This window comes from Paenibacillus sp. P4_A9 (genome assembly GCF_056402415.1).
Genome location: NZ_JBFUHL010000138.1, coordinates 1 through 5,234, shown reverse-complemented (window position 1 = coordinate 5,234; position 5,234 = coordinate 1). Strand labels below are relative to the sequence as shown.

Sequence of the window (5,234 nt, the reverse complement as noted above, 5' to 3'; positions counted from 1 at the left end):
ATGCGGATAAACTCGTTTGTTTACGAAATAGCCGGCCAAAGTAGGTGATATTGCCAAAACCTATCATTTTGGCGATGTCGCCGATTTTCATTTCCGTTTCGTCCATAAGGTTTTTTGCAAGACTGATGCGAAAACTGTTCAGAAATAGAATTAAGTTCATCCCTACCCTTCTAGAGAATATGCGGCACAAGTGACTCTCACTGACATGCAATCTCTCAGCCAAACTGCTCAGAGTAATGGCATGCATATACTCCGAACTTATAATTCTTAGTACTTGTAGAACGACCTCATCCGTAATTTTCTTCTCATGAATCAATAAGTTTAACTGCTTCTCTGCATATTGACCCAACGGATATTGGTGCATATCGAACACCGTTGACGTGCTGGGTGCAATCAATCCTTTTCGTGCATCCATGTCATCCGCCAGCCGTAACAGCACCTCTTCAAGAATAGAATTGGATATAGGCTTCAATAAGTAATCGAACGCACCGCTGCGAATAGATCGTTGTGTGTACGGGAAATCGGAATAAGCCGATAAAATAATGCATTTCGTTTGCTGCTTCTCTTCCTTGCTTAACCGCTCCAATAGCTCCAAGCCATCCATAAAGGGCATGCGGATATCAATAAAGGCCGCATCCGGCCGCGTTACTTGAATCATCTTCAAACCATCCAAACCGTTGTACGCCTTGCCAACAATCTCATAGTCATCATGAAGCCAGGAAATCCGTTTGGCCAATACGTTGCACAATTCCTGTTGATCTTCCACAACGACAATTCGCATACAGAGCCCCCCATTCCCGATAGGTCAATCTGGATACTACTGAAAAAGTTGAAAACGGAGCCTGTAATCTCGCTGGCTCCGTTGTGGTTGCTCTTTTATACAATTTTATACTATTTTATACCTAACCGCTCATAAATCTTTTCGAGATTATTCACTGCCTGGGTTTTCACATCTTTATATAAATCTCCACCATAGCTGTCCACGGAAACGAGCAGCGGACCGAAGTCTTTAACTCGCAGTTTCCAAATCGCTTCCGGCATTAAATCTTCCCACCACACATCTTCAATTTCTTCAATCTGTGTGGTTTCTAGCGCTGCTGCTCCCCCTACGATGGAGAAATAAACGCCGCCCACATTGACACAAGCTTGTGCACCGGGTTCAAGCATACCGCCTTTTCCGGTAATCGCCTTAACACCGAATCGCTCGAACAATCCTTCTACAAAACGATCCATTCGCGTACTTGTTGTTGTACCAATACATACCTTTTCGTACTTGCCATTTTCCAGTTTCTTAACACCTGGAGCTGTATGAATGGTTACGGCGCCTCTAAGTTGCGGGATTAAATCTTCCGGTGGATCAATCTTATGATCAAACATCCGGATCAGGTTCGCATCGCGAATACCGAAGATATGTCCATTGACTGTAACGGTATCCCCTACACGAAGCAGCTTAACGAATTCGTCTGTCATAGGCGTTTGAAGCTGATGGTGTGCCATGAGAATCTCCCTTCATTAATAACTAATGACAACCGATTGACTTTCTTCAAAGGTAGCTCTTATCCGGCGCGCAGGCCAACACATCATATTGACAGCAACTGGATTCATCGTAATATGTGTATCAGCCGTTTCGATATGAACGGCTAGCGCCGTGACAGCTCCTCCCAATCCATTCGGACCAATGCCAGTCAGGTTGATCGCATCTAGCAGCTCTTCTTCAAGTGCCGCAATGGTTGGATCAGGATTAGGTTTACCAATCTCTCTTGCTGCAGCTTTCTTGGCCAATGCCGTACAGAGATCTGCTGTTCCACCCATACCAACACCTACTAAGGTTGGAGGACATGGATTGGCTCCTGAGTTGATTACGCAGTCAATTATGAATTTTTTCGCGCCGTTAAGCCCTTCGGCTGGATATAGCATTTTGAGATAACTCATATTTTCAGATCCTGAACCTTTGGGCAGTGCCATCAACTCGATGGACGATCCCGGGACAAACTCCCAATTGAGCACTGGAACTTTTTTACCAATAGCAGTTCCTGTATTTTTACGAGTAATCGTATCGCATACACTTGATCGTAAAGGATGCTCAAGGGTGGCCCTTTTCGTACCTTCACGAATAGCTTCTTCCAGTCGAATCCCATCGAAACGAACATTTCTGCCGATTTTAATGAAATACACGGGTATGCCCGTATCTTGACAAATCAGCATATTTTCTTCGTCCGCCACATCAATATTTTTCAAGATCGTACTCAAAATTTGTTTTCCGGTCGCATATGTTTCCTTATCATAAGCCCGCTGTACGGCTGCCCGAATATCAGGCGGAAGATCTTTTAAAGATCGAATATATATTTCTTTACATGCGTTCTCTATTTCCTTATAGGTGTTTTCCTCAACTTGCCAAATCGGTTGCATGTCGCTCATTCCCATACCCTCCCCCGTTTTGTTAACCCATGGTCATAATTTTAATTAAAGCAGCTCCACCCCAAAGGGAAAATACAATACCGACTGTCATCAAACCAAGGCTCCAGCGCTTTATTACACGTCTGTTACTTGTATAATCAAGAACGATATTGCGGACGCCGTTTAACCCGTGAAATAACGAAAGAGCAAGCAAGCTAAAATCCAAGGCGATATACCCGATTGTACGTAAACGTTCGATTAAATCCGGATAACTTGGATGCACGTCAGGATGAGCATAATGCGAGTTCCACATATGAATCACGATTAAAAAAATAAGGGCGACACCGCTGACTCTTTGAAAAAACCAAGTGAGAACATTTCTTCTTATTTTAGATGTCGTATCCAAGGACATAACTCCTTCCTAATTAGGTATGGGGTCCCCGAAAAGTAACAGGAATAAGCTACAAAGCATAACGTCACTTTTTGGGGTTTAGTTAAAGGAATGCTCGCGTAAACAGCCAGATAAATATACCTACAGCAAGACAACAAATGAGCGCAAATAACTCTTTTTGCCTTTTTACTAAGAAACCCATATCCATTAACACCAATCGAATCCCATTTAAAGCATGTATGATAACACCGGCAAGAATGATTAAATCGAAAAAGAGAAAGACAGGATTATGAAACAGTACCTGAAAGACTCCTTCAAAGGCTTCCTCCCCCATGAACATCGCTGTTCCCATCGTGCCAATATGAGCTAGTAAATATAGTAATAATCCTACTCCAGAAATTCGATGAACCAGCCAAGCTTTCATCCCTACGGAATGGCGTCGCAAGACATCTACTCTGTGAATCTGGGGATCGACATCTACTAACTTATGATCCTTTGTTATTTTAAATTCAGCCATTTGTTTCACCCTTTCTAAGGGCCTTCTTTAGGAAAGCCTTCATCATAAGATAAACCTTATTTAACTTGCTGCGAACTTAACTCTAGCAACTTCACCGAAAATTTCTTCAGGCTGCACATGCGTAAATTCAACAGGATGAATCTCTGTCTCAGGCCCATCTTGACCTTGCTTCATGAAAATATTTTTGTACCAATTCTCGTTATCTGTTACTGGACAGTCCGTACGGAAGTGGGAACCACGGCTTTCTGTCCGCAAATAGGAAGCTAATGCGATCATTTGTCCGATTTGCACGATGTTTTTAACATTCAGCACTTCATGCCATGCGAGATTATAATCTTTTACCCCAGCTACGCTAATTCGATTCGCACGTTCAGCATATTCTGATAACTTATCAAGGGCAATTTTGAGATCGGGACCATTTCTTACGAGCCCTACCTTCTCCCACATCAAATCGCCAACTTCTTTACGCAATTGAAAAGGGTTTTCACCTTTTTCCCGTTTGAAAGGCTGCATCATTTGGTCAACAAATAGATCCACTTGGCTTTCTGACACTTTATGGCGTTTCACTGCCATCACATATTCAGCAGCAGCATCTCCTGCTCGTGCGCCGAAAACTGTGGAGTCTGCCACTCCGTTTCCTCCAAGGCGATTCGAACCATGAATCCCACCCGCATCCTCACCGGCAACAAACAGCCCAGGTATTCCGCTAAAGCAATCCTTATCAATGGTGACTCCACCCATATGGAAATGTCCGGTAGGGCTTACATCCACGGGCTCCATACTTAGATCGCGACCAACATCTTTGCATCGATCAACCATGCCCGGGAACATTTGCATCACTTTTTCACGCCCCAAATGAGCAACCGATACTTGTACACCGCCCAAACGAGTACCGCGTCCTGCCATAATTTCCATGTAGGCTGCTCGCGCTACACGGTCCCGCGTCGAACGTTCCATCCGTTCCGGATCATACTTTTGCATAAATCGTTCACCGAGTGAATTATAAAGATGGCCGCCAGCACCTCGAAGCCCTTCCTCTAATACGCCGCCATTCAAACGCGAGTTTTCGGCTAGCAGTCCCGTTGGGTGGAATTGCATCATTTCCATATCAATGAAATTAGCACCCGCCCGATAAGCCATTGCCATGCCGTCTGCGGCTTTTTCCAAGGATGGCGCTGCAATTCGATACATGCTTGCTCCGCCGCCAGTACCGATAACGACTGCCAAAGACTCGACTACGATGAATTTCCCCGTTCGCAGATTTAACATTAAACACCCAGCCACAACACTGTGATCGTCATTATATAAAAGCTCGACAGCACGAACTTCATCCCAGCAAATAACGCTTTCCTTTGCATAAAGTTGATCCCTAAGTCGGTTAATAATTTCTATTCCCGTTAAATCTCTTCTATGTACCGTGCGGTCAAACGACTGTCCGGCAAAAGCCTTCTGATGAATCGTTCCATCTGGATTGCGGTCAAAGAAACAGCCCATCTTCGTTTCCAACTCACGAATTCGTTTGGGTGCATCGCTGACTAACGTCCAAGCCAATTCTTGGTTGTTGATCATACCGCCGCCCTTAAGTGTATCTTTGAAATGCATATCGAGGGAATCGTTCGGATTCAGAACAACATTATAACCGCCTTGAACCATACGGGTGCATCCGCTTTTCCCGACCAGTCCTTTTGCAGCGACAATAATCTTCAAATTCGGATTACGGTCGTAAGCATGATGGGCGGCAAATAAACCCGCACCTCCGCTTCCAAGAATGAGGATATCACATTGGACACGTTCCATTATTTGCTACCTCCCTTTAATGCAGCTGTAACCGCGCGCGATTTCAATTTTTGGATGGACCAAGTTGGAGCAAGCTTTTTCGGACAAACTTCCATGCAATTGAAAAGGGTATGACAACGTAGAACGCCATCC

At 44.3% G+C, this 5,234-nt stretch carries 6 protein-coding genes; all 6 read right to left on the bottom strand.

Features of this window, described 5'->3' with window-relative positions:
* Positions 1-781, bottom strand: a 781-nt coding sequence (locus tag AC1DVJ_RS29905; RefSeq protein WP_477596373.1) for a response regulator transcription factor, incomplete at its 3' end; no start/stop codon positions are given.
* 110 nt (positions 782-891) lie between these two features.
* A complete protein-coding gene (locus AC1DVJ_RS29900) occupies positions 892-1,497 on the bottom strand; it encodes a FumA C-terminus/TtdB family hydratase beta subunit (protein ID WP_477596371.1) in 606 nt (201 codons plus the stop codon).
* Positions 1,498-1,512: 15 nt separating this feature from the next.
* Entirely contained in the window at positions 1,513-2,418 is a 906-nt protein-coding gene (locus tag AC1DVJ_RS29895) for a fumarate hydratase (protein WP_477596369.1), read from the bottom strand.
* 22 nt (positions 2,419-2,440) lie between these two features.
* The gene (locus tag AC1DVJ_RS29890) at positions 2,441-2,803 is read right to left on the bottom strand and encodes a succinate dehydrogenase/fumarate reductase transmembrane subunit (RefSeq protein ID WP_477596367.1); all 363 of its coding nucleotides are present in this window, start codon (positions 2,801-2,803) and stop codon (positions 2,441-2,443) included.
* Positions 2,804-2,891: 88 nt separating this feature from the next.
* Entirely contained in the window at positions 2,892-3,305 is a 414-nt protein-coding gene (gene sdhC, locus AC1DVJ_RS29885; protein ID WP_477596365.1) for a succinate dehydrogenase, cytochrome b556 subunit, read from the bottom strand.
* Positions 3,306-3,365: 60 nt separating this feature from the next.
* Positions 3,366-5,102 (bottom strand): FAD-binding protein, encoded by a 1,737-nt coding sequence (locus tag AC1DVJ_RS29880; RefSeq protein ID WP_477596363.1) that lies wholly within the window; start codon positions 5,100-5,102, stop codon positions 3,366-3,368.
* Positions 5,103-5,234: the final 132 nt, after the last annotated feature.

Excerpts from the sequence above, each read along its gene's own strand:
- sdhC (WP_477596365.1), bottom strand. The coding sequence starts at position 3,305 with ATGGCTGAATTTAAAATAACAAAGGATCATAAGTTAGTAGATGTCGAT.
- AC1DVJ_RS29880 (WP_477596363.1), bottom strand. The coding sequence starts at position 5,102 with ATGGAACGTGTCCAATGTGATATCCTCATTCTTGGAAGCGGAGGTGCG.
- AC1DVJ_RS29900 (WP_477596371.1), bottom strand. The coding sequence starts at position 1,497 with ATGGCACACCATCAGCTTCAAACGCCTATGACAGACGAATTCGTTAAG.
- AC1DVJ_RS29895 (WP_477596369.1), bottom strand. The coding sequence starts at position 2,418 with ATGAGCGACATGCAACCGATTTGGCAAGTTGAGGAAAACACCTATAAG.